This is a genomic window from Clostridium carnis (assembly GCF_054657435.1).
In genome coordinates this window covers 2020855-2043810 of the sequence record NZ_BAAHYS010000001.1, presented here as the reverse complement: position 1 = coordinate 2043810, position 22956 = coordinate 2020855, and the positions used below count along the sequence as shown (strand labels likewise).

The 22956-nt window shown below is 26.2% G+C and carries 22 protein-coding genes and 5 tRNA genes; 8 read left to right on the top strand and 19 right to left on the bottom strand.

The genetic code is table 11. The annotated features are described in order from the left end of the window. Positions 1–56: 56 nt before the first annotated feature. Positions 57–1097, bottom strand: a complete 1041-nt coding sequence (locus ACYQ1T_RS09840) for a nucleoid-associated protein (RefSeq protein WP_459834400.1) — start codon at positions 1095–1097, stop codon at positions 57–59. Positions 1098–1485: 388 nt separating this feature from the next. On the opposite strand from ACYQ1T_RS09840, the gene fba reads away from it, so the two are divergent. Beyond that, on the top strand, positions 1486–2349 hold the full coding sequence (gene fba / locus ACYQ1T_RS09835; protein ID WP_459834398.1) for a class II fructose-1,6-bisphosphate aldolase: 864 nt from the start codon (positions 1486–1488) through the stop codon (positions 2347–2349). Positions 2350–2393: 44 nt separating this feature from the next. Here the strand turns inward: fba and ACYQ1T_RS09830 are convergent, their stop codons facing one another. After that, positions 2394–4151: a sensor domain-containing diguanylate cyclase/phosphohydrolase gene (locus ACYQ1T_RS09830; protein ID WP_459834396.1), complete on the bottom strand. Its 1758-nt coding sequence runs from the start codon at positions 4149–4151 to the stop codon at positions 2394–2396. Positions 4152–4374: 223 nt separating this feature from the next. Here ACYQ1T_RS09830 and ACYQ1T_RS09825 point away from each other — a divergent pair, with 223 nt between their 5' ends. After that, positions 4375–4935 carry a class IV adenylate cyclase gene (locus ACYQ1T_RS09825; RefSeq protein WP_459834394.1) on the top strand — a complete coding sequence of 187 codons (561 nt, stop codon included), beginning with the start codon at positions 4375–4377 and terminating at the stop codon, positions 4933–4935. A 50-nt stretch (positions 4936–4985) separates the two neighbouring features. Here the strand turns inward: ACYQ1T_RS09825 and ACYQ1T_RS09820 are convergent, their stop codons facing one another. From ACYQ1T_RS09820 to ACYQ1T_RS09810, 3 genes are all read right to left on the bottom strand, one after another. Continuing rightward, a complete protein-coding gene (locus ACYQ1T_RS09820; protein WP_459834392.1) occupies positions 4986–5483 on the bottom strand; it encodes a GNAT family N-acetyltransferase in 498 nt (165 codons plus the stop codon). 167 nt (positions 5484–5650) lie between these two features. Continuing rightward, positions 5651–6781, bottom strand: coding sequence for a DUF5808 domain-containing protein (locus ACYQ1T_RS09815; RefSeq protein ID WP_459834390.1), 1131 nt, complete (start codon positions 6779–6781; stop codon positions 5651–5653). A gap of 49 nt (positions 6782–6830) precedes the next feature. Then, positions 6831–7208 carry a GntR family transcriptional regulator gene (locus tag ACYQ1T_RS09810; RefSeq protein WP_459834388.1) on the bottom strand — a complete coding sequence of 126 codons (378 nt, stop codon included), beginning with the start codon at positions 7206–7208 and terminating at the stop codon, positions 6831–6833. 138 nt (positions 7209–7346) lie between these two features. Between ACYQ1T_RS09810 and ACYQ1T_RS09805 the strand changes: the two genes are divergently transcribed. Further along, positions 7347–7544, top strand: coding sequence for a PspC domain-containing protein (locus tag ACYQ1T_RS09805; protein WP_459834386.1), 198 nt, complete (start codon positions 7347–7349; stop codon positions 7542–7544). A gap of 78 nt (positions 7545–7622) precedes the next feature. Here ACYQ1T_RS09805 and ACYQ1T_RS09800 read toward each other — a convergent pair whose 3' ends face one another. Next, complete coding sequence (locus ACYQ1T_RS09800) at positions 7623–9224, bottom strand: putative ABC transporter permease subunit (protein WP_459834384.1); 1602 nt, start codon at positions 9222–9224, stop codon at positions 7623–7625. After that, complete coding sequence (locus ACYQ1T_RS09795) at positions 9217–9930, bottom strand: ABC transporter ATP-binding protein (RefSeq protein WP_459834382.1); 714 nt, start codon at positions 9928–9930, stop codon at positions 9217–9219. The genes ACYQ1T_RS09800 and ACYQ1T_RS09795 overlap by 8 nt, the downstream gene beginning before the upstream one ends. Before the next feature lie 251 nt (positions 9931–10181). Here ACYQ1T_RS09795 and ACYQ1T_RS09790 point away from each other — a divergent pair, with 251 nt between their 5' ends. From ACYQ1T_RS09790 to ACYQ1T_RS09775, 4 genes are all read left to right on the top strand, one after another. Continuing rightward, positions 10182–10808 carry an ECF transporter S component gene (locus ACYQ1T_RS09790; protein ID WP_459834380.1) on the top strand — a complete coding sequence of 209 codons (627 nt, stop codon included), beginning with the start codon at positions 10182–10184 and terminating at the stop codon, positions 10806–10808. A gap of 218 nt (positions 10809–11026) precedes the next feature. Beyond that, positions 11027–11209, top strand: coding sequence for an alpha/beta-type small acid-soluble spore protein (locus ACYQ1T_RS09785; protein WP_459834378.1), 183 nt, complete (start codon positions 11027–11029; stop codon positions 11207–11209). Between the two features lie 47 nt (positions 11210–11256). Continuing rightward, positions 11257–11439: an alpha/beta-type small acid-soluble spore protein gene (locus ACYQ1T_RS09780; protein WP_459834376.1), complete on the top strand. Its 183-nt coding sequence runs from the start codon at positions 11257–11259 to the stop codon at positions 11437–11439. Positions 11440–11516: 77 nt separating this feature from the next. Then, complete coding sequence (locus ACYQ1T_RS09775; RefSeq protein WP_066673400.1) at positions 11517–11699, top strand: alpha/beta-type small acid-soluble spore protein; 183 nt, start codon at positions 11517–11519, stop codon at positions 11697–11699. 42 nt (positions 11700–11741) lie between these two features. Here ACYQ1T_RS09775 and ACYQ1T_RS09770 read toward each other — a convergent pair. From ACYQ1T_RS09770 to clpB, 6 genes are all read right to left on the bottom strand, one after another. Then, positions 11742–11816 (bottom strand) — tRNA-Gly (locus ACYQ1T_RS09770). 3 nt (positions 11817–11819) lie between these two features. After that, positions 11820–11895: transfer RNA gene (locus tag ACYQ1T_RS09765), tRNA-Lys, on the bottom strand. Positions 11896–11898: 3 nt separating this feature from the next. Continuing rightward, positions 11899–11973, bottom strand: a tRNA-Gln gene (locus tag ACYQ1T_RS09760). 5 nt (positions 11974–11978) lie between these two features. Beyond that, positions 11979–12054: transfer RNA gene (locus tag ACYQ1T_RS09755), tRNA-His, on the bottom strand. 6 nt (positions 12055–12060) lie between these two features. After that, positions 12061–12137, bottom strand: a tRNA-Arg gene (locus ACYQ1T_RS09750). A gap of 215 nt (positions 12138–12352) precedes the next feature. Beyond that, positions 12353–14953 carry an ATP-dependent chaperone ClpB gene (clpB, locus tag ACYQ1T_RS09745; RefSeq protein ID WP_459834373.1) on the bottom strand — a complete coding sequence of 867 codons (2601 nt, stop codon included), beginning with the start codon at positions 14951–14953 and terminating at the stop codon, positions 12353–12355. A gap of 182 nt (positions 14954–15135) precedes the next feature. Between clpB and ACYQ1T_RS09740 the strand changes: the two genes are divergently transcribed. Then, positions 15136–17202, top strand: a complete 2067-nt coding sequence (locus ACYQ1T_RS09740) for a helix-turn-helix domain-containing protein (RefSeq protein ID WP_459834371.1) — start codon at positions 15136–15138, stop codon at positions 17200–17202. A 342-nt stretch (positions 17203–17544) separates the two neighbouring features. Here ACYQ1T_RS09740 and ACYQ1T_RS09735 read toward each other — a convergent pair whose 3' ends face one another. The 6 genes from ACYQ1T_RS09735 to ACYQ1T_RS09710 form a co-directional block, all read right to left on the bottom strand. Further along, entirely contained in the window at positions 17545–18810 is a 1266-nt protein-coding gene (locus tag ACYQ1T_RS09735; protein ID WP_459834369.1) for a transcriptional regulator, read from the bottom strand. Between the two features lie 17 nt (positions 18811–18827). Next, positions 18828–20129, bottom strand: coding sequence for a helix-turn-helix domain-containing protein (locus ACYQ1T_RS09730; RefSeq protein WP_459834367.1), 1302 nt, complete (start codon positions 20127–20129; stop codon positions 18828–18830). Positions 20130–20525: 396 nt separating this feature from the next. After that, positions 20526–20699: a YtxH domain-containing protein gene (locus ACYQ1T_RS09725; RefSeq protein ID WP_459834365.1), complete on the bottom strand. Its 174-nt coding sequence runs from the start codon at positions 20697–20699 to the stop codon at positions 20526–20528. Between the two features lie 88 nt (positions 20700–20787). After that, entirely contained in the window at positions 20788–21414 is a 627-nt protein-coding gene (locus ACYQ1T_RS09720; protein WP_459834363.1) for a ribonuclease H1 domain-containing protein, read from the bottom strand. A gap of 16 nt (positions 21415–21430) precedes the next feature. Continuing rightward, positions 21431–22384, bottom strand: coding sequence for a YkvA family protein (locus tag ACYQ1T_RS09715; RefSeq protein WP_459834361.1), 954 nt, complete (start codon positions 22382–22384; stop codon positions 21431–21433). Positions 22385–22407: 23 nt separating this feature from the next. Next, entirely contained in the window at positions 22408–22938 is a 531-nt protein-coding gene (locus ACYQ1T_RS09710; protein WP_459834359.1) for a hypothetical protein, read from the bottom strand. Positions 22939–22956 lie beyond the last annotated feature (18 nt).

Sequence of the window (22956 nt, the reverse complement as noted above, 5' to 3'; positions counted from 1 at the left end):
AAGGAATTTTAAGTATTAATTTTAATATAATACTTAAAATTCCTCTTTTACTATATTTATTTTTCCAAATAGTTTATAACATGCTTTATTATCATATTAATACTTCCATCACCATTTCTTTGGATTTCAAATCTAGTATTGTCATTATATGCTTCTTCATTTATATATAAATCAATATCTTTATCAACTTTCAATCTAACTCTTTTAAGCTTTTTTTCAACCCATTGCTTATCAATAGAAATTTCATCATCAAGTCCATGACTTCTTACAAAGTTAGAAAAATCCTCCTTAGCATGAGGTTCTTCTTTAAACAACTCATGAGATAAAGCCTCTATATTTATGCTTTCTTCTTCCTTTAACTTACTTTTAACTGTAGTTCTTATTCTTTCTGCCTTATCAGCATCTTCAACAATATTACTTCTAGTCCAAGTTTCTGCTGCTTTTAAAAATGTCTTTGTCATATCTCTTTCATTTGTTATTATAGAACATCCTAAAAAGTTATTTATAAAATAATTTGCTCCATACTCTTCTTCGTCTTTGCTCTTTTTTTGTTTATCTATAACCATAAGATTATACCCTTGATTTTCTCTTATAGGTTTTATAAATGCTGCTTTTTGTATTCTTTGACTACTTGCAGGTAATCCAGCAGACTGTGGAACTATACCAATTCCAATTTTATTTTCAACAAAATCAACTTGATGAGTAAAATTCTTTACATAATCCATTTTCAATATTCCAATCATTGGACCTTGATCTGTAACTAAAGATACTACTAATAAATCACAGGATGGAATATTAACATTACTTTTTATAATAATAAATAGCTGTCTTGCTAATTCTTGAGAAAGTCCTATAAGATCAGAATCTATTCCATTTAAAAAATCTTGAGATACTTCTTTAACAATATTTCTTTCCGGATTAAATATAGCATATTTTAATTCTTCATCTTTAAAACACTTCTCTATATGTCTATATAAAAATTTATATATATCTTCATTTAAATCAAGAGTATATTCATTTAAAATTGGTTCATCTCCGTTTGAATCAATTATATGTATAACCGCCTCTTGAATATTTATATCAGTTATATATTCCATTTTTTCACCACCTTTATTATTTAAATCATAAAAATTATTATACCATCTTAACTTTGAATTCTTCTACTTTTTAATAAAATTAATTTAACTATTTAATAACTAGCTTAACTTTTTCTATAATACTAATAATATTATCCCAGTTTCTTCTTGTAATTTTATTTATGTTTATAATAATTCAAATATTTTTATTTCTAATGGTAATTATACATAATAATACATTATTTTTATATTAATATTTACATTATAATTATCTTAAATATTGATTTTTTGTTTTCAATATTAATATTTTGAGTTATAATAACTATTGACAAGAAATAAATATGTAAATATTTTTTCTTTAGTGTGTTACTTAATTGTAATAAATTTTAAAGTTTACGGAGGTTGTACCATGTTAGTTTCAGCAAAAGAAATGTTAAACAAGGCTAGAGAAGGAAAATATGCTGTTGGTCAATTCAACATTAACAATTTAGAATGGACTAAAGCTGTTTTATTAACTGCTCAAGAAAATAATTCACCAGTTATATTAGGAGTATCAGAAGGTGCTGCTAAATATATGTGTGGTTTCAAAACTATAGTTGGAATGGTTAACGGAATGATGGAAGAATTAAAAATCACTGTTCCTGTTGCATTACACTTAGATCACGGTAGCTACGAAGGTGCTATAAACGCTATGGAAGCTGGATTCTCATCAATCATGTTTGATGGTTCACATTATGCTATAGATGAAAATATCGCTAAGACAACTGAAATGGTTAAGCTTGCTTCTTCAAAAGGAATTTCTTTAGAAGCAGAAGTTGGATCAATTGGTGGAGAAGAAGACGGAGTTGTTGGTGCTGGTGAAATCGCTGATGCTGCTGAATGTAAAGCAATTGCTGATTTAGGAGTTACTATGTTAGCTGCTGGTATCGGAAATATCCACGGACAATACCCATCAAATTGGGCTGGATTAAGCTTTGAAGCTTTAGAAGCTATAAACAATGCTACAGGAACTATGCCATTAGTATTACACGGTGGTACTGGAATCCCTGAAGAAATGATAAAGAAAGCTATATCATTAGGAGTTTCTAAAATCAATGTTAATACTGAATGTCAATTATCATTCGCTGAAGGTACTAGAAAATACATTGAAGCTGGAAAAGACCTACAAGGTAAAGGCTTTGACCCAAGAAAGCTTTTAGCTCCAGGATTTGAAGCTATAAAAGCTACAGTTAAAGAAAAAATGGAATTATTCGGTTCAGTTAACCAAGCATAATTCTAAAATAAAAAAAGGATTTCTATTAGAAATCCTTTTTTGTTTTAAATTATTTTTTCTAAATACCCTATAAATATATTTACTATTTTAGGATCAAATTGAGTTCCTGAACATCTTTTTAATTCTTCTATAGCATCTTCTTTACTCATTGCTTTTTTATATACTCTATCAGTAGTCATTACATCATAAGAATCTGCAATAGAAATTATTCTAGCCATCAAAGGTATTTTTTCACCTTCTAAACCTAATGGATATCCTTTTCCATCCCATCTTTCATGGTGTGTTAAAACACAATTAGCAACATTTATTAATTCGCTAGAAGCATTTATTATCCTATATCCTTTTTCAGCATGAGTTTTCATTATTTCAAATTCATCTTTTGTTAACTTTCCTGGCTTTAATAAAATTTCTTCACTAATTGCAATTTTACCTATATCATGTAATTTTGCTACTAATATTAATTCATCTAATTCAGATATTTTAAATTTTAACTCTTTTCCTATTTTCATTGCATATTTTACAACTCTTTCTGTATGAGCTTCTGTTTCCATATTCTTAGCCTCTAAGCTTTTCTTTAATGATTCCATTATAGAGCTTCTTACACTTTTCTTTTGTAATAATTTTTGTCTATATACTCTTTCTTCAACTTCTTTTATACACTCATATATATCTTGATTTAATTCCTTTTTAACAACTTCTCCTAAAGCAATACTAAGCTGTATAAAATCATGCTTATAGTTTTCACATTTAGTAATTATTTCACTAATAACTTCCTCACATTTTATCTCATTACAATTTGGCAACAGAATAATAAATTCGTCGCCTCCCCATCTAAAAACATGACCTTTATCATGACAAGATTCTATTAATACTTTTGATATATTCTTTAACAATTCATCGCCTTGAAAATGTCCAATAGAATCATTTACTATCTTTAACCCATTTACATCTCCCATTATTATTCCGATTGGAAGGTTCTTTTCTGAATTTATTTCTTTTATTTTTTCTTCAAAACTTGTCCTATTATACAATCCAGTAAGTTTATCTGTATAACTTAAGAACTTTAAATTTTCTTCTAATTCTTTTCTCTCTGTAATATCTCTAGATAAACCTACTATCCCCCAAACTTTCCCTTTTTCATTTACTATTGGTACCTTTAAGTTTTCTTCTCGTCTTTTATTCCCATTCTCATCTAATATACTATACTCAAAGTATTTTGTTTCTCCAGTTTCCATTATTTCTTTATCTTGATTTATAAATTTCATTGCAGTATTTTTATCATTATATATTTCTAAATCAGTTTTACCAATTATTTCAGTTATCCCTCTTTTACGATAAAAGTCTTCGAAGTTTTTGTTATATCCTACGAATTTACATTCATTATCCTTATAAAATATAGCTTCTGGAAAAGCATCTATTATTGTTCTTAGAATATTACTTTTATTCTCTAATTCAATTAATTTTTCTTCTCCTTCGCTTATATCAACTATAACTCCACCTATTCCCTTAACCTCTTTATTCCTGTTTAATAGAGGAAACATATAACAAGCCATATATCTATTCTTTATTTTTTTCTCAAATACACATAAGGTTAGCTTTTCTAAACATATTTTAATTTGAGAATCATAGTTCTCTGCTATTTCCCTTGAAAATACTTCTTTATTTTTTTTACCTACTACATCTTTTAAATTTACATTATACTCTTCTTGATATTTTTTATTTAAAAATATAATTTCAGTATTGGCTGATTCAATCCAAATTGGCCATGGTAAGTTTTCTAAAAATAGTTGGTATATTTCCATACAATCCATCCTTTTCCTCTTACTATACGTCTGTGTTTAAAATATCTTCTAATTTATTATATCATATTAGATGGTAATATTTGTTTTATTAATAATTTATTTAAATTATTAAACTACTAATAACTTACTACTAAAGTATATTTTTTGTTACATTTTTCTCTTATATTATATATTTTATATATTATGATATAATATATATTATTAAATAAAGGAGCTGTATTTAATGAAAGAGCTAGAAACTAGAATAATAGATATAGACGTTGACAATATAAGAAAAAAACTTATAAATATAGGTGCAAAAAAAGTTAAAGAAGAATATCAAATTAATAATATATATGATTTTGAAGATAAAAGATTATTAAATGCTAAAGGGTACGCTAGAATTAGAATTACAGATGATAAACTTCACAATAAAGAGACTATATATATGACAACCAAAAAGATGTTAAGCCAAGATACCTTTAAGGTTATGGAAGAAAATGAAACTGAAGTTTTAGATAAAGAAATGGCCCATAAGATTTTTCTTTCCCTTGGGCTTGTACTTCAACAATCAATAAAAAAATATAGAGAAAGTTATAGTTTACTAGATTCATTAATTGAAATAGATATAAATGATAAAAGTTTTTGTCCATTTCCATATTTAGAAATAGAAACTTCTTCTGAAGAAAAACTTAAAGAAATTTTAAAACTTATTGGATATACTATTAACGATACATCCTCTAAAACTATTTATGAATTACTAGAGGAAAGAGGACTAAACCAGAATACTGGTAAAGGTCTATAAAAAAAGCTAGAGTGTTATAAATATCACTCTAGCTTTTTTATAGCTATTTTTTATTTACTTAATCTATCTATTTCGCCTTCTGTAAGTCTATAAACTGTCCACTCGTTCATTTGAACTGCTCCTAAAGATTTATAAAAATTTATAGATGGCTCATTCCAATTTAAGCATGACCACTCTATTCTTTTGCACCCTTGCTCTTTAGCCATCTTAGCTAAAAATTTAAATACTTCTTTTCCAACGCCTTTTCCTCTACCCTCTTTTTTTATAAATATATCCTCTAGATATAACCCACTTCGTCCGATAAATGTAGAAAAATTATAAAAATATAATGCATATCCTATTACTTTTTCATCTAATTCTATTATAACAACTTTTGCCTTCTTATCTTCAAATAGAGATTGCTTTAGAGTCTCTTCTGTTGCAATAACTTCATCTGACATTTTTTCATATTCTGCAATTTCTTTTATTAATGATAATATTAAAGGAATATCTTCAACTATTGTTTCCCTTATTTTTAAATTTTCAATATCAGTATTATAGTAAATCATAGCTCTATCCCCCTAGCCCCTTTTTATTTTCTATTAAAACAGTTATTACCATTTTAATATTAATTATTTCCTTTTTCTACCCTAATTTTTAATAATTTATAAAAAGGCTCTTAAAGCATTTAGGTTTAACTATATTTAAATTTTTCTTTTCTAAACTTTAATCATTCCTATTTAATATTTTCAAGTGTTGATATTAGGAAAATAAAAACTAAAGTAATCACTAAAAAAATTAAAACAGCTTTAGTATTTGCAAAATTAATTGTATAACCTATTCCTACCCTTTTTTCAACCATAAAAGATGGATCATTTTTATTATAGTAAAAAACTCCTAGTATCCACTTGTCATCATCATCTCTATAAAGTTCATCTATTTCATCCTTTTCTTCTAAATTTCTTCCACCTTGTCCTACTTTTATAAATTTTATAATAAATAAAATCATTGTAATTAGTATTAAAATATTAAGTCCCAATTGAGTATCTAATAAATCTACATTAAATATAATTTGAAATTGATTTATTGTAAATAATACCATAATTTCTATCGCTGTTACAATCATCATTATTGATATTAGTCTTTTAAACTTTTTCTTTCTTTTAACTACTTCTTTAATAGTCCCACTATTTAAATCACTTTTTGAGTTAAGTGAAAATTTTACAATGAAATAAAACATAATTATCATAAAAAGTTGTTCTATAGGAAATTGGAAAATAACAAAAAAACCTTTTAAAGTTTCCTTATTAACTTCTACAACTTCCCTTCCACTAACATTTACCAATTCTGATATTTGACCATATTTATAACTTGTTAGTATTGCCATTATTATTGGAAATACTAATAATATCAAAAAGTACTTTTCACTTATGGGCTTATTCTTTTCTATTTTTTTAGGTTTTCTAAGAGTAGTATCAACAATTACTATATTTTTTGTTTTCTTATTCCACTGATTTTTCTTTTTTAATTTAATTGTTCTCTTATAATAAACTATAAAAATTGTTGTATGTATAAGAATTGAACTTATAATAGTAAATGTTAATATTGCCGATAATTCCTCTTCACTAGCTTTAATATTAAATCCTAATATACTATTAGAAATTATAAATATAATCACAAAGATTATTATTATAATTCTCTTATATTCCTTTTCTAAACTCTTAAGTTCAACTTCTTCATTATGTATTTTAGGTATTCTTACTCCAAAAAATATTCCATTATTTGATGTTTTATTTAGATAATAGCTTAAAATAAACATAGTAAATACCATTACATTCATTACTATTAGCATCATATACTTTTCCATATTTAAATCATCACCTCTAATTATTAAAATATTAACTTTTAATCTATTATCAATTTTTAAAAGTATTAAATATTTTATCTATGGTTTCTTTTATTTCCTCCTTTGATATTCCACGATTAAAACACTCTGCCATATAAAAACTTATATCATTATTAAAATTCTCTTTAAATTTATTCATTGAGTCATCAAGATTTAATGAAACCACAGCTCCTTTTCTTCTATCTATTTTTATGTATCCATCATCCTTTAGTAAATTATAAGCTTTATTAACTGTATGCATGTTTACCCCTATATCTTCAGCTAAACCTCTTACTGATGGCAACTCTTCGCCTTCTTCTATTTCATTTCTAGCTATTCCTTCAATAAGTTGATTTTTTATTTGAAGATATATTGGTGTTTCTGAGTCAAAATCTATTCTTAATATCAATTTATCACCTCTCTTTATAAGATATATAATACATTAAGGATTATTTAAGATTTGTTTAATATAATATTTATTGTAGATATATTTATTAAGTATATAATAGTAAATATAGATAAATAATTGTTTTAGGGAGGAAAAGTAATGAATAAAAAACTTTACAAAATTCAAGCTCAAAAAAGAGTTGCTGGTGTTTGTGCTGGATTTGCTGAATATATAAATGCTGATGTTACTTTAATTAGAATTCTTACTTTACTAGTTATACTTTGCTCCTTTTCTTTAGGGCTGATTTTTTATATAGGTTGTGCCTTAATTATGCCAGACAAGAGTGAACTTTATTAATATAAGTAGCCTTTGGTTAAAATTTAAGCCTTAGGCTACTTTTTTAATTTTAATTTTAATTAATAATTATTTTAGTATCTAGCTTAACCTTTCAAATAATTTCTTTCCTTTTGTTTTTAAAATTATCCAAACAACTAAAAATATTAAAAGTAATGCTATTGAAACAAAACTTAAAAACAAATTAATCTTTGTTATCTTAAGCCATATAAACAATACTATAGGCACTGCTACTATTCCCATGGAAATAACCATTGTTAAAAATACACTCATACTTTGTTTAACTATAACAGTTTCAGATACCCAGTCAAACTTCGGGAAAAATAGATTTACAAGTAAGCCTATAGCCGATATTGTAAATGCAAAAATAGTTGGTACTATTAATATCCATATAAATTGTGTAGCTGATAATTTTAAAGCAAAAAATAATATTATTGAATTTAATATTATCGTTGGTATTAATATTATTAAATTTAATGCTATTTTACTTTTAAAAATATCTATTATTTTTATTGGAGAGGATTTTAATATCCATAAATTTTTTCCCTCTATTGAAATTGAACAACTAGTTGTACATGATATAGCTATTACTGAAGATACAAAAGCTACCATAAATAATGGAATTAATTCATCTATTATTGAAAACTCAGTTACACTTACTATTATATCTTTTCCTGCAAATAATATTGCAATTGATAATCCTATAATTATAACTGATCCAATTCCAGTGTTTAAAACATATATGGGAGTAGAAAAATATCTTTTTATCTCTTTAAATATTAAGGCTTTTAAAACAGAGGATTCTTTTAATGATGTCATTTTATAATTTGTTCTTTTATAACTTTCTCCAAGCTTTGAATTAATACTTTTAAATAATTTAGCAAATATAATTAAAAATACAATAAATATAGAAATAGATATTACTATAAATATTAATAATGATATTACATTTAAAGTTACTAAAGCATTAGTTGCATATTTTATAGGTGGATATATCCTTCCTATTCCCTCCATAATAGACTCACTATTATTTATAACTATATTAATCATATTTTGCATTTTGAAAGATCCAACCATTATTAACATAAAAACTATAATAGTTCCTAATGTTAATATTAAATTTTTATATCTAACCTTTGATGATATATAACTTATTCCAAATGCTATTATAGAAGAAATAACTATTGGTATTAAAGGCAGAAATAAAAATATAATTATTAAATATATAAAGAATATTATTGATGTTTCTACCCTTGTAAAATATACAATAGCTGGTGGTAAAAATATAAAGGCTGTAAATAAATAATTAAGTATTAATAATTGTATCATCTTACTTGCAAGTACTATACTTGGTTTTATTGGAAGTGACATTAAAATCTCATAATCTTTAGATGAGAAAAGTACACCTTGTGATTTATATAATGATGTAAATACTGTAACTCCAACACTACCTATTAACCCCATAACTAATAACATATCTAAAAAACCAATTTGGCTTAATCCATCTGCTAATAAAGATGAATAAACTATTCCTGTAAACCCTACTGATACTAATGCAAATATAATTGCTATTGTTAAAAGAGCCATTTTAAATTTTTCTGATTTTGACTTTTCCTTTAAAAATTTATTTATGCCTATAGAGCTAATTAAATTTATTTTTAATAATATTAAAAGGTTATTCATTTTCTATCAACTCCATAAATAAATCTTCTAGCGTATTATTACCTTTAACATCTGAAGTCTTTCCTTCGGCTACTATTTTTCCATCTTTTATAATTGCAATCTTATCACATAATTTTTCAGCAACTTCTAACACATGAGTTGAAAAGAATATTGCTGTTCCATTAGAACATAAATTTTTCATTTCTTCTTTTAATGTATGTGATGCTTTAGGGTCTAATCCTACAAATGGTTCATCTAATATAAGTAATTTAGGTTTATGGATTAAAGCAGAAATTATAGCAAGTTTTTGTTTCATACCATGGGAATAAGATGATATTAAGTCTCCAAATGAATTTGTTATTTCAAATTTATCACCATAAAATCTTATAAGTTTTTCCCTTTCTAATTTTGAAACTCCAAAAATATCACTTATAAAATTTAAGTACTGTATTCCAGTTAATGATTCATATAAATCTGGATTATCAGGAATATATGCAAATCTTTTTTTACACTCTATAGGATTTTCTTTTATAGAAATTCCATCTATATATATTTCACCTTCTGTAAAGTCTAATATTCCAACTATAGCTTTTATCGTTGTTGTTTTACCTGCTCCATTATGTCCAATAAATCCGACAATTTCTCCACTATTAACAACTATAGATAAATTATCCACAGCTTTTTTTCTGTTTTTATAACTTTTTGATAAATTTCTTATTTCTAACATATTTACGCCCCCTTTTTAGATATTCTACTTGTTATATATATACTATAACAAGTAGAATATCTTTACAAGTATTTTATATATTTTTCATTTTAATATACAAATTTTTTATTACATTATATTTTCCCTCTTTACAGCTTTTCCATATATGATAAAATTATATGGTCGGTATTCTAATGAAGCTGAACAAAACAAAAAAAATTTAATTATTAACGAATTATATCCATTATGGAATAAGAACGGAGGAACAAATTATGTTAAACGCTAGAGGGATGGGAAAATCTCGCGAACATGTAAGAAAGATGGTAGTTGTAGCAATGCTATCTGGTATTTCAATTTTTTTAGGTGTATCAGGACTTGGCTTTATACCATTACCCCTTTTTAAACTTACAATTATGCATATACCAGTTATAATAGGTGCAATAATTGAAGGCCCTATTGTTGGAGCTTCAATTGGATTAATTTTTGGATTATTTTCTTTATATCAAAATATAACTGCACCTACAGTTATGTCTCCATTTTTTTATAATCCTATAGTATCTTTATTACCTAGAATGTTAATAGGTATTGTGGCTTATTATATGTATGTGCTATTAAAAAATAAATTTAAAAATAGTAAATTAGCTATTGGTATAGCAGCTATATGTGCTTCTCTAACTAATACTATAGGGGTTCTTGGACTGATTTATTTAATATATTTTCAAAATTATGCTGAAATACTATTAGAAAAAGGAACTATAACTTCTATTTCCACAAGTACTGTAACGCTAGGAGTTCTTGGTATAATAACTACTAATGGTTTACCTGAAGCTATATTCTCAGCATTAATTGCAGTTCCTGTAGTAATTGGAGTTTTTAAAATTAATAAAAAGAAAATTTAAAAATAATAAAATAATTTTTTTATAAATAAACACCATGAAACTTTGATTTCATGGTGTTTATTAGTTTGTACCATTTTATTCTTGTTTTTATCACTTTTCCCTGTATTTCATTTATTTTTATAGTTTATAAAAAATTAATTTACATAAGATAATAGTGCAAAGCAAACAAGCTTAGCAAAATAAAAAACTTTTTATTAAGTTTTAAGGAGGAGTTTATTATGGCAAAAACATTAGTACCAGAAGCTAAAAATGGTTTAGCAAAATTCAAAAATGAAGTAGCTGGAGAAATGGGAGTGCCTTTCACAGACTACAACGGAAATCTTTCTTCAAAACAATGCGGTAGCGTTGGTGGAGAAATGGTTAAGAGAATGGTTCAACAATACGAATCAACTATTAAATAAATTCAAAATTAAAAATTTTGATATTTAAGATTAAGGAGGAATTTATCATGGCAAAGACATTAGTACCAGAAGCAAAAAATGGTTTAGCAAAATTTAAGAATGAAGTAGCTAGTGAAATGGGAGTTCCTTTCACTGATTACAATGGAAATCTTTCTTCAAAACAATGCGGTAGCGTTGGTGGAGAAATGGTTAAAAGAATGGTGGAGCAATACGAATCAGGCATCAAGTAATTTCTTAAATATAATCTATAATATTAAAATGATAAGTATTAATACTACTAAGTATTAATCTTTAGGAGGAATTTATTATGGCAAAAACATTAGTACCAGAAGCAAAAAATGGTTTAGCAAAATTTAAGAATGAAGTAGCTAGTGAAATGGGAGTTCCTTTCACTGATTACAATGGAAATCTTTCTTCAAAACAATGCGGTAGTGTTGGTGGAGAAATGGTTAAAAGAATGGTTCAACAATACGAATCAGGAATAAAATAATATCCAAATAAAAAAGAAGCACATTTGTGCTTCTTTTTTATTTGGAGCGAAAGACGAGACTCGAACTCGCAACATTCACCTTGGCAAGGTGACGCTCTACCATTGAGCCACTTCCGCAAGTGGTGGCTTACCCGGGAATCGAACCCGGTACACCTTGATTAAAAGTCAAGTGCTCTACCGATTGAGCTAGTAAACCAAATGGCTGGGATAGCAGGATTTGAACCTACGAATACCGCAGTCAAAGTGCGGTGCCTTACCGCTTGGCGATATCCCAGCGTCTGGGGTGAACGATGGGACTCGAACCCACGACAACCAGTGCCACAAACTGGCGCTCTACCAACTGAACTACATTCACCACTTATGGTGCGTGTTAAGAGATTCGAACTCCTGGCCCACGCCTTAGAAGGGCGTTGCTCTATCCAGCTGAGCTAAACACGCATACACATTACGTTGTATATAATAACCCGAAATATATTGTCCTGTCAACATAAAACTTTAAAGTTCTAAAATAGAAAAAAATCTGAATTTTTTATATTATTCTATTTAATTCTTTACTTCTTTTGACTTTGATAAATTAGAATGGACTATAATTGACTTTAAACCTTACTTAAAATAAAGCTACACAACTTAATGTGTAGCTTTATATATATAAATTATTGTGTTTTTATAGTTATTTCATCATTTTTTCCATCTATTGTTACTTTTGACCCATAAATTATTTCACCCTTAATTATCTTTCTTGCTAGTGAATTTTCAAGAGTATTTTGAATATATCTCTTTAAAGGTCTTGCCCCATATACCATATCATATCCTTCTCTAGCCATTATTCCCTTAGCTTCATCTGTTACTTCTAATGTTATATTTCTATCTTTTAATCTATTTTCTACATCCTTTAAGAATATATTTATTATTTTCTTAATGCCACCTTCAGATAAAGGTTTAAACATTATAATATCATCAACTCTATTTAAGAATTCTGGTTTAAATCTTAATCTCATTTCATTCATAACAGATTCTTTTATTTTAGGTTCTATACCATCTTCTTTAGTATTTTCTAATAAATAGCTACTTCCTATATTTGATGTCATTATAATTATCGTATTTTTAAAATCAACAGTCTTTCCTTTATTATCTGTTAATCTACCATCATCTAAAATTTGTAAAAACAGATTAAATACATCTTCATGAGCCTTTTCTATTTCATCAAATAAAATTACACTATATGGATTTCTTCTAACTGCTTCTGTTAATTGACCACCTTCATCATATCCAACATATCCTGGAGGCGCTCCAACTAATCTTGATACTGCATGTTTTTCCATATATTCAGACATATCTATTCTTATTATATTTTCATCTGAATCAAATAAATTTCTAGCTAAAGTTTTTGCAAGTTCTGTTTTTCCAACTCCTGTTGGACCTAAGAAGATAAATGATCCAATTGGTCTATTTATATCTTTAAGACCAGCTCTCGCTCTCAAGATAGCATTTGTTACGGATGTAACAGCTTCTTCTTGACCTATTACTCTTTTTTGCATTTCATCTTCAAGTCTAAGAAGTTTTTCTCTTTCACCCTCTAAAAGGTTACTTACTGGAATTCCTGTCCATTTTGATAAGATTTCTGATACCTCTTCTTCTGTTACCTCTTCTTTTAATAATGCACCTTCATAATTTTCTTTAACTTCAACTTCTTTTTCTTTTATTTGTTCTTCTATTTTTGGTATTTCGCTATATTGAATTTCTGCTGCTCTATTATAATCATAGTTTCTTTGAGCTACTTCTAATTCTCCTCTAGTTTCATCTAATTTTGTTTTTAAATCTCTAAGGTTTAATATTGCATCTCTTTCCTTTTCAAATTTAGCAGTCATTTCATCATTTTTATTTTTAAGCTCTGCAATATCCTTTTCTAAAACTTCTAATTTCTTTTTAGACCCCTCATCTTTTTCTTTAATTAATGCTTCTCTCTCTATTTCTAATTGAAATTGTCTTCTTCTAATTTGATCAAGTTCTGTTGGAAGAGAATCTATTTCTGTTCTAATCATAGCTCCTGCTTCATCTATTAAATCAATTGCTTTATCTGGTAGATATCTATCTTGAATATATCTATCTGAAAGTTTAGCAGCTGCAACAATTGCAGAATCATGAATTCTAATTCCATGATGTATTTCAAATCTTTCTTTTAATCCTCTTAATATAGAAATAGCATCTTCAACTGTTGGCTCTTCAATTATTACTGGTTGAAATCTTCTTTCTAGCGCTTTATCTTTTTCTATATATTGTCTATACTCATCAAATGTAGTTGCTCCTATACAATGAAGTTCTCCTCTTGCAAGTAGTGGTTTAATTAAGTTACCTGCATCCATTGCTCCATCTGTTTTACCGGCTCCTACAATAGTATGAATTTCATCTATAAATAAAATTATTCTTCCTTCACTACTTTGAACTTCCTTTAGTACAGCCTTTAATCTTTCTTCAAACTCTCCTCTATATTTAGCACCTGCAATTAACGCTCCCATATCTAATGAAAAAATAATCTTATCCTTAAGCCCTTCAGGTACATCTCCTCTTATTATTCTTTCAGCTAAGCCTTCTACTATTGCAGTTTTACCAACTCCAGGCTCACCTATAAGTACAGGATTGTTTTTAGTTCTTCTTGAAAGTATTCTAACGGCCCTTCTTATTTCATCATCTCTACCTATAACAGGATCTAATTTATGCTTTTTAGCTAAATCTGTAAGGTTTGTTCCGTACTTTGCAAGAGCATCATATGTTCCCTCTGGATCTTGAGTTTCTACTCTTTGATTACCTCTTACCTCTGCTAAAACTTTCATAAAATTATCTTTATTTATATTATATTTATTTAACAAAGTCTTAGCTGGTCCATTTTTATCTACTTCTATTATTGATAGCATTAAATGTTCTACACTTATATAAGAATCCTCAAACTTTTTAGCAATATCCTCTGCTTTTACTAAAACTTCTTCTATTTGTCTTGTTGCATATACTCCTGATTGATTTGCTCCATCTCCTAATACTTTAGGCATATTATTTAATGCATTATTTATATCTGTCTTTAAAGCTTTAACTTGCACTCCCATTTTAGTTAAAATATTAGGGATTAGCCCATCTTCCTGCTCAACTAGAGCGGAAAATAAATGAATTACCTCCATTTGTTGATGATTATTTTTTACTGCAATTAAACTAGCATCATTTAAAGCTTGTTGTACTCTTAAAGTCATTTTTTCAATGTTCATAGCTCTAGCCCTCCTTATCTTTAACACATTTTATTTTTTACTATATTTTTATTTTAATACTAAAGTCAAAGAAAGTCAAAGTTTATTTTTGAAGAAATTTATAACTTTTTAACTATAATTTTTCATTTTATATTTTTTTAGGATATAATAAATTTATATGCAATTGAAAGGTGATGATTTTTATGAGAAGAGAGTATGTAACTTATCCATTGGATTTACCTATAAAAATATCTTATGCGAATATAAAAGAGTATCCAATTCATTGGCATAACTCTATAGAGATATTATATGTATTAAAAGGAAGCATTAATGTGAATATTGATACAGACTCTTTTGAAATATTAGAAAAAGAATTAGAAATAATTAATGTAGATGAAGCACATAGAGTTTATAGCTCTGAGGATAATAGAGTACTTATATTCCATATAGATCCTTATTTCTTTGAAAAATACTATAAGGATATTAATAATATATTCTTCTATACAAATACAACTGATGATGGTGCACAAGAAGGAGATGAATATGATATTTTACGATACTTCTTGGCTAAAATCTTATGTGAAACAGTTCAAAAAATAGAAGATTACAATGAAGAAATTGAATCTATTTTAGTTGATTTATTATATCATCTTATTAACAATTTCCACTATTTAACTTATGAAAAGGAAGAATTAAAAGAAAAAACAGAACAACTTGCAAGATACCATAGAATATATAAATATATTTTCAATAACTATGATAGTAATATAACACTTCAAGATATCGCTAAAAAAGAGTTTTTAAGTCCTCATTATCTTTCTCATGAAATAAAGTATGCAACTGGATATAGCTTTACTGATTTAGTTAATTTAACTAGAGTTGAGGAGTCTGTTAAGTTATTATTAGATACTGATCTTAGTATTTCTGATATATCTGATGAAGTTGGTTTCTCTCATGTTAGGTATTTAAATAAAAATTTTAAAAATTATTATGGATGTACTCCTCTTCAATATAGGAAAAAAAATAAATTTACTGAAGAAGAACTTGAAAAGTTAATAAATATAACTTCTTTCCCACTATCTGAAGCACTAGACCACCTTTCCTATGAATTAGAAGATTATGAGAGATTTAATTATGAAAATAAACTTTGGAAAATTCATATAGATATGGATAAATCTCTAGATACCTTCAATAAAAATTACAAAGAAATTATAAATCTTGAAGATGCTTTTGATTTATTAATTGAGGATAATAAAGATATTTTAGAAGAAATACAAGAAGAAATACACTTTACTTATGCAAGACTTGAAAATTTATTTAATAATGATATGGGTGTTTTCCCAAATTCAGATTTTTATAATTGGAATAAAGCTAAAAGTGTTATTGAGTTTTTAGATTATATAAATTTAAATCCTCTAATTTTACTTGATAATCCTGAATTTACATCAGATAAATATAAACAAGTTCTTAATAGCTTTTTTGAGTATTTTTCTGAAATAGAATATATAAATATTGCTAAATTTAAATTTCAATTTACCCCTAACATTCCTTTAACTGTAAAGGAAGAAATATCTATTATGCTTTCAGAGTTATATAATCTTGAGGTTTTATCTGAAGATTTTATTTGTGATAAAACTTTAAATAAAATATATGATACTGCTTTTATGCTTCCATATATTATTCATAATACAATTTTTAATGGTAACTCATTAAATTCTTTAAGAGCATTTGATGTTCTAGAAAAGGAAATTAGACTAACTAATGAAGTTTTTATAGGGGCACCTGGAATAGTTAATGATATGGGAATTAGAAAACCTTCTTACTATGCTTACTATCTATTAAGTAAACTAGGAGATGAAGTAGTATACCTTGATAATGGTTGTATAGTTACAAAAAAAGAAGGCGAATATTCCATTCTTTTATATTCTTATAATGATGATTTAGAATCTCTTGCAAATTTTGAAGATATATATACCAAACGTGGAAAAAGAAAAGTTTATAAGAAGAAAATTTCATTAAATATAGAAAATATAAAAAAATCCTCTAGGATAATAACATATGAAGTTAATGAAAATGTAGGTTCATCATATAATTATTGGCTTTCAATGGGTTCACCTGATAGATTAAATAAAGAAGAAAAAGAAATACTTCATAGAGCTTCTTTTCCTAAAATAGACTTTAAATATTCTAAAAAGAATACTATTCTTAATATAATTACTGAAGTTAATGGATATGGTGCAAAGCTTATACTAATAAAAAACATTAAATAATAAAATAAAGTACAAAAATCAATACTTTTATGGTTATTTTGTACTTTTTATTATTCCATTATTTTTTATGAATAGCTTAAATGTACTTAAAGTGAAGCATTTAAGTCAATGCAATTATACTTTAATTAAACTATAATTTAAGCATAAGTTTTAGAAAAAGAAGGGTGGAATAATTAATGAGAGGTTTATTCTTTATGCCAAATATATTTTCAATATTCAGTACAAGATGCTCATTATTGAATGCTTTATCAAGCCTTTTACATCCAACAAAATAAAGTGTTATAAATTAAGTAAAATATAATAAAAAGTAGGATGCTTAAAATAGCTTCCTACTTTCATTTTTTATTGAATACTTTTCTCCATTTTCATAGCTAATATAAAATATTTTAAAGAATCCTTTGTCTCTCCAAGCTTATAATACATATCTGCCATATCTAAATATCTTTCATAACGCTTTTCTTTATTTGCAAATTTAAATAAAGAATCTAAAGATAGATTCATATACATTTCTGCTTCTCTGTACATGCCTTTTCTTTGAAGAATCATTCCCTTAAAATAATATGCTTCCTCTATTAAAACTATATCATTGGTATCTATTGCATAGTTTAATGCAGTATCTGTAATTTCATATGCAAAATCATATTCCTTATTATCATAAAGAGTTCTAATACACTGATTTAAAAATTTAACATATCTTGCTTTATCGGTAGGCGGAAATAATTTTACACCTTCCATTATTTCTTTTATTCCTTTTTCTATATCACCTACATAAAAATAGCACTCACCATTTTTCCCTTTAGATATTGCTAGTGACATTTCATTATCTTTTTGATATTCATATGCCTTTTCTATATAAGCTTCAGCCTCAGGTTTTCTTAGCCTTATATTAACTGTTGCAAAACAATGATATACATCACCTTTATCACAATTATTAATTATATAATCTATATAATCTATAGCTTCCTTTAAGGATTTAAAGGCTTTCTCTAGATTATTTAACTTTTCATAACATTTTCCTTCTTTATAACAAATATATGCATAGGTTGTTTTTTCTTCATCTGTTTTCTTATTTATAAGATTTTTAGTTCTGCTATAATAATTTACAGCTTCATTATATTCCCCAATTCTATAGAAGAAAGTAGCCATATCTATATAATATGTTATTGTATTTTCTTCATTATTATTTTTTTGATATAAATCATAGTATTGAGATATTATTAACTGTATATTTTCAACCTTATTATTGTCTACATAGAATTTAAATAATCTATGTATAAGTTCAAAAGCTAAATTATCATAAGAATACTCTAAAGCATAATTTAAATTATGTTTTATTATTTTATCCATTTCATCTTTAGATATAGAATTATTTCTAATTGATTCCAAGTTAGATAATATTTGTTCATGTACATCTCTAACTAGATAGTTGTAATCTATCCCTAATTTGCTAGATATATATTCTAAAATATCTTTATCGGCTTTTATTTTTCCATTTTCTATGCAGCTCATTTTAGAAATTGATATTTTATCACCACATAATGCTTTTAAAGTAACCCCTTGATATACCCTTGCTCTTTTAATTTTCTCTCCAGTTGATAATATTTCCATTTAAAACCCCCATCGACTTAATTTTTAAGAATTCCGATTTCCTTAAAAATATTAACTCCTTCATCTAAATATTTAGCAGCTTCAAAGTCTTTTTTATTATCTATATAGAACTTACCTATCATTATTGCCAATTGCCCAGCTTTTTTATTCAAATCGTATGACTTAGCTAAATTATATCCATCGATTAATATATTTTCAGCTTCTTTGAATTGCTCTTTTATTATAAATATTCTATACCATAATATATTTAATTCTATTAAACCTTCTATATCATCTTCTTTTAGATACTCTTTAATCTCAAATAAAACTTCTTCACATTTTTTTATATTTTTAAGTTTAATATAATTTTCACAAATGTTAATTAATGTGTTTATTACTTTTTCATCTTTTCTTCTTACTCTTATTTCCTTAGCAATTTCATAATGTTTAAATGATTCCTCTATATTTTCAAATTCATAAAATAATTTCCCTAAATTATTTTCTATTTCTGAAATATTGGATAGTTCCTCTAACTCTTCATATACTTCTAATGTCTTTTGTGAATATTTAATAGCATTTGTTAAATCACCTTTTTTATTGTACTCTTCTGATAACAATAATAAGGTTTTAGCATAATCTTCTCTATTTTGAACTTGTTCAAATTTACTTTTTGCAAGAAATGAATAATCTATAGATTTACCTATATTATCTGTTTTAAAATATGCTTTTGCCATATAAAAATAAATTTCCCCAAGCAAATAATCATTTCCTATATTATTATCTAAGTAGACCTTTTCAGCCTGCCTTAAATAACTAGTTGATGAGTGATATGCCTTTAAAACCAATGTTATTTTACCTAGATTTAGAAATGAATTAATAATTTCTTCGTAGTTATTATTTTTAATAAATATTACATTTGCTGATAAAAAGAATTGTTGCGCTAAAACTAACTCTTCTTTTGCCATATATATTTTTGCTCTTAAATACAGTATTTTTGCTTTTCTATACTCAAGGTCATACTTTTCTGCATAATATAAAGCATTTTCTATATACTTTTCACCAGTTATATAATCTCCAGATAAAATATATGATTGTGCTACTTGCTCATAATAAACACTTATTTTTCCCGCTTGTGTTTCTTCTGATTCCATTAAATATTCTACTGATGTCTGCAGAGCCCCTGCTAAGTATTCTAATAAATCCATAGAAGGATTTGATCTTCCTGATTCTACTAAACTTATTTGGCCTGGTGTAATTCTATCCCCTGCAAGATCCTTAAGAGTCATTTCTAATTCTTTTCTTCTTCTTTTTATCTTTTCCCCTAATGCAAGAATCTCCATTAATCACTCTTCCTTTTCATTCCTAGATATTAATAATATTCTAAATTTTTTATATTTATTCAATTATATCATAATTTTGTAATTTATAATAGTAATTACTATAAAATCCACTAGTCCATTAGATTTTTTTCGTCAAATTATAAATTTTTTCTTTTATTTTTTTATTTTCTTTATTATACCATTAATCTTATTAATAAAACCAGTAAATTTCTTGATAATTAACATTTAAATGTAAATTTTATGTAAATAAAAAAAGATGGCTTTGACACATTTTCTAAGTATTTGTCAAGTTTTTTGTATAAAAAAAGAGTAAGGTACTTTTAAATACCTTACTCTTTGGCTTACATCAATGTCTTTTTGTTAACTTAATGACATTTGGCTTAGCCCTCTCTTTTATTATTTAATATATCCTATCATGGTATCATAAGCATCCTCAGCTACTCCCATAGCTCTTTTACCTGCTCTTTTAATAGATCTTTGAGTTTTTCTATCTAATTGTGGAAGTACCATGAAACCTACAGCTGCACCAACCATTGCACCTGCAGCTAAACTCTTCATCATTTTTCCCATTCTATATCACCTCTTTTTTTGTATGTTTTGAGTTGATATAATTATTTTATGCAATAACTTTAAGTTTACTCTATGAAAATTATGGTATCTATTTTAATAAAGCTTCCTTTGCTAATTTATCTGCAATATCATTATATTTATCACCACTATGCCCTTTAATCTTTTTAAATCTTACATTTATGTTTTTCATATTTTCTTTCATAAATTCATGGTACGAAGAAGTAATTTCATTATTTCTTTTCCAAGTTCCAAGTGCCCAACACTCTATTCCTTGATAATCAAAAGCAATTGTCACTTCTTTAAATTTATTTTTAATGGCAAAATCTACAGCTTTCATAGCTCCTAAAACTTCTCCTGATACATTTCTTAAAGGAATTGCCTCTTTATTAAATCCAACTCCATTTTCTTCATGAATAACTTTACCTTCATTTAATGCTACCATTCCATAAGAAAAATTCCCTTTTTCAACCATAAAACTTCCATCTACATAAACTACTAATCCATTATTACTTTCATCACCTTTAGCGTCACTATCATTATTATCGTTATCTTTTCCTTTAGACATTAATGATAAAAACTCTATAGCTTCACTTTCTGTTTTAAAGCTTTTATAAATAGCGCCCTTACATCCTATAACTTCTTTTTGACACTCTGGCCAACTTGTAAATATTTTAGGAGTTCCTGACTTTCCTCTATATACTGAATAATATTTCATATTTTCTCCTTTTTGTTTATAATGATACTATTTCATCAACAACCTTATAAATCTTTTCCACATTTTTTGCACCTGTGAAGTTTATTACATATTCTATAAGGCTTTTAATTACTAATATAATATCATTTTTTCCTTCCCAATTTTCTAATATTATATTAACAGGTACATCTGTTACAATTCTATCTAAAGCAAAAAATGAAACTGCTAACTCATCAATACGTCCAATAAAAGGAATATTATCTGGTATTATATCCGTTGGAAATGCAATATATGCAATAGCACCTGATATAACTATTTTAGTTTTAATTGGTACTCTTTTATCCTTTAATAATCTATATATAAGAGCTGCCATATCAGGTATTATAAATAAATAATCACTAAAAGTTTTAACTTTAGGAGATAACTTTTTTTCCAAATACTCCCTACCATTAGAATAATTATCCTTAACTTTCTTTATTTCTTCAACCTTTATTTCTTCCTCTTCTATTACCTCTTCTTCTTCAAACTCTTTTACTAAAGTTCCTTCTAGAGAAATATTAATATTTTTAGCCCCTACATTTAATAAACCTTGTTTTATATGTATATCTTCAATATCTATATTAATATATGGAATATCTTTTAATAATTTCTTAATATTTATTACTATTTTTCCATCCTTATAGTACATTCCCTTATCTTCAAAGGCTTTTATTGCATATTTCATTGCAAGCTTTCTTATTATTGAAATCATTCCTAATTTCAATAGCTTAAATGAAGAAATCTCTCCATATATTTCATCATTATTCAAAGAAGTTAGTTTTATTCCAGCTATAAAGTCTACTGATATACCTTTTTTAAAACTTCCATATATTTTTATTTCTTCTTCTATTTTTATCTCTGATATTTCTAAACCATCTACTTTAACAAAATCATTTATTATACTTAATAAATCGCTACCACTTAAAGCAACTTTAACTTCTGATATATTCATATTACTCCTCCACCCATTTACAATTATTTCATAAATTCTTTAAACATATTATTTTTGAAATTTTTACCTTCTATATTTATTAACTTGTCCATTATATAGACATTTTCTATAGTAAATTCAACTGGCAAGTTTTCTCTCATCATTTCTCCTAAATATATAACAATACAGTTTCCTTTCATTCTAACGTAGTTTTCTCCAGATATCTTTATTATTGTTTTCATAAACATATTTGTAGCACCCTTAAATAAACCTAAACTATCTAATTTAAGTTCTTTAATCTCTAAAATTATCCGTTGGCTATCTGCATCTTTTATATTTATTTTACCATTAAACTTACTGTTTAGTTTTCCCTTTATATCTCCTATAAATGATATAGTATCTTCAATTGCTATATGAGTAACCTCTATCCCCTTCTCCTTTGACTTCATATTAATTACTGACTTAATATCGTCTGCTGTTAATTGTGTTTTACTTATCATATTATAACTAGCACTCTCCTTAACTAATGATATTAGCCTATTTAATTGAAGTATTACATCTAGAGTATACTCCATTTAATTATAATTTAAAAG